The sequence below is a fragment of the Eudoraea sp. genome, assembly GCF_049669105.1.
Taxonomy (GTDB): domain Bacteria; phylum Bacteroidota; class Bacteroidia; order Flavobacteriales; family Flavobacteriaceae; genus Eudoraea.
This window is the reverse complement of record NZ_JBATKE010000233.1, coordinates 1-2,398: the sequence shown is the minus strand read 5'-3', so window position 1 is coordinate 2,398 and position 2,398 is coordinate 1. Positions and strand designations below refer to the sequence as shown.

The 2,398-nt window shown below is 41.5% G+C and carries 4 protein-coding genes; all 4 read left to right on the top strand.

Going from position 1 to position 2,398, the window contains the following annotated elements; all coding sequences use genetic code 11:
* A partial coding sequence (locus WBM60_RS16920; RefSeq protein WP_424283376.1) for a LytR/AlgR family response regulator transcription factor occupies positions 1 to 223 on the top strand: 223 nt, incomplete at its 5' end.
* Between the two features lie 41 nt (positions 224 to 264).
* Positions 265 to 780, top strand: coding sequence for a gamma carbonic anhydrase family protein (locus tag WBM60_RS16915; protein ID WP_424276189.1), 516 nt, complete (start codon positions 265 to 267; stop codon positions 778 to 780).
* Between the two features lie 51 nt (positions 781 to 831).
* Positions 832 to 1,716: an ACP S-malonyltransferase gene (gene fabD, locus WBM60_RS16910; RefSeq protein WP_424279271.1), complete on the top strand. Its 885-nt coding sequence runs from the start codon at positions 832 to 834 to the stop codon at positions 1,714 to 1,716.
* A 155-nt stretch (positions 1,717 to 1,871) separates the two neighbouring features.
* A partial coding sequence (locus tag WBM60_RS16905; RefSeq protein WP_424283375.1) for an immunoglobulin domain-containing protein occupies positions 1,872 to 2,398 on the top strand: 527 nt, incomplete at its 3' end.

The window sequence follows — 2,398 nt, the reverse complement described above, 5'->3', positions numbered from 1 at the left end:
CTTTCTGGAAAACAAAAAATTCGTGGTAAGCAAAACTTTAAAATACTTTGAAGAGGCTCTTGCCGATTACCCTTTTGCCCGCATCCATAAATCGTATCTTGTAAACGTAAATGAAGTGATAAAATATAGAAAAGGTAAAGGGGGGAGTGTAATCGTATCCAACGGAAAAGAATTATTGGTTTCTGCTTCCAAAAAGAAACAATTATTATCGTATTTTGAATAACTTTCCGGATTTTAACCGGTACCTAAAAATTACTAGTTGTTATGATCATTAAAACAGTTAACGGTAAAACGCCACAGATAGGGGAGGATTGTTTTATTGCAGAAAATGCCACCATTGTGGGAGAAGTCACCATGGGAGATCAATGCAGTATTTGGTTTAACGCTGTAGTAAGGGGTGATGTGAATTATATTACCATGGGGAACAAAGTTAATGTTCAGGATGGAGCAGTAATTCACGGCACTTATCAAAAATTTGCAACGAACATAGGGAACAATGTTTCAATAGGTCACAATGCCCTGGTACATGGTTGTACAATAAAGGATAATGTATTAATAGGAATGGGCAGTATAGTCATGGACGGTTGTGTGGTGGAAAGCAACAGTATTATTGCAGCGGGTGCTGTAGTTACCGCGGGAACGCATGTGCCGGCAGGGTCCGTTTTTGCGGGAATGCCGGCAAAAAAAATCAAGGATATCAGCGTGGAATTGAGTTCAGGTGAAATAGACAGGATTGCCAATAATTATGTGAAATATTCAGGCTGGTTTAAAGAAAATTAGGTTTTAGAAGGCAATTATGATTATTTTTGAACTACTAAAAAATCGATTAAAATGAATGCATTTATTTTTCCCGGACAAGGGGCGCAGTTTTCAGGAATGGGCCTCGATATGTACGAAAAATCCAATCTAGCTCAGGAACTATTTGAAAAGGCCAATGACATACTTGAATTCAGCATTACAGACATTATGTTCCAGGGTTCTGCCGAGGATTTAAAACAAACAAAAGTTACGCAGCCCGCTATTTTTTTACACTCTGTAATTTTGGGAAAAATGATGGGGAAAGATTTTAAACCGGACATGGTTGCCGGGCATTCCTTAGGTGAATTTTCTGCCTTGGTATCTAATGGCGCGTTGAGCTTTGAGGACGGCTTGTTATTGGTTTCACAAAGGGCAAAGGCTATGCAAAAAGCGTGTGAGCTAATTCCCAGTACCATGGCGGTTGTATTAGGTTTAGAGGATGAGGTGGTGGAAAAAATTTGTGAGGCAACAGAAGGTATTGTTGTTCCGGCAAACTATAATTGTCCCGGGCAATTAGTGATTTCAGGTGAAATAGAAGCGGTTAATCGTGCGTGTGTGGCCCTGAAAGAGGCAGGTGCCCGAAGGGCCCTGGTATTGCCTGTAGGTGGGGCATTTCATTCACCTTTGATGGAGCCTGCCAGGGAAGAATTGGCAGCTGCCATAGAGAACACGAATTTTAGCAAACCTAGCTGTCCTATTTATCAAAATGTTACAACCACGGCTGTTGTAAATGTGGATGAAATTAAACAAAACCTGATCTCTCAACTTACAGCCCCGGTTAAGTGGACACAGAGCGTACGGCATATGGTTGCAGATGGGGCGACGCTATTTACAGAAGTGGGTCCCGGAAAGGTGCTTCAGGGACTTGTCAAAAAAATTGAGCCTGGCGCCGAAGTCATTTCAGCCGTAGTATCTTAGGAGGAATAAGCGTGGATTTTGTATTTCAACCGAAAAAGACATATTTGACCTCCAAATTTGTACTTATGGCGGTTTTTTTAGTAATATTGATGTCCCGATTATTACCTTGGGTAGACCACCTTTGCAATGAATTTATTTAATTCAAAGGACATGCTATGAGATTGAAAAAAAATACTTCACAGTTAAAGACCACACCTTCTTTTCTTAAAGGGTTTCTTCCTTTTATAATACTAGGTCTTATCCATATTCAGGTGAGTGCACAGGACTGTTTTTTTGCCCCAACTTTAAGTACCAATGCAGATGCCATTTGCGACTTGGCATCTATAGATTTAGATTCTTATGTGACCAATGTTCCATCTGGTGCTGGAACTTTAGTTTGGAGTACAAGCCCATTGGTAGGAGTTGCTTTGTTACCAGGTTCAGTTGTGTCTACATCTGGCACCTATTATGCATGGTATACGGGCTTTAATGCTGGCTTGGAATGCTATAACCCTTCTCCCATAGCCACTACGGCTACAACCCTGGCACTGACATTTAGTACTTCGCCTTCAATTACGGCGACGACCCCCGGACAACGTTGTGATGCAGGGACAGTAACATTGGGAGCCACTTCCAGTTCAGGAACTGCTACCATAAATTGGTATGCCGGAGCTACAGGAGGCAGTAGTTTAGGGTCAGGCAC

Excerpts from the sequence above, each read along its gene's own strand:
- WBM60_RS16915 (WP_424276189.1), top strand. The coding sequence starts at position 265 with ATGATCATTAAAACAGTTAACGGTAAAACGCCACAGATAGGGGAGGAT.
- fabD (WP_424279271.1), top strand. The coding sequence starts at position 832 with ATGAATGCATTTATTTTTCCCGGACAAGGGGCGCAGTTTTCAGGAATG.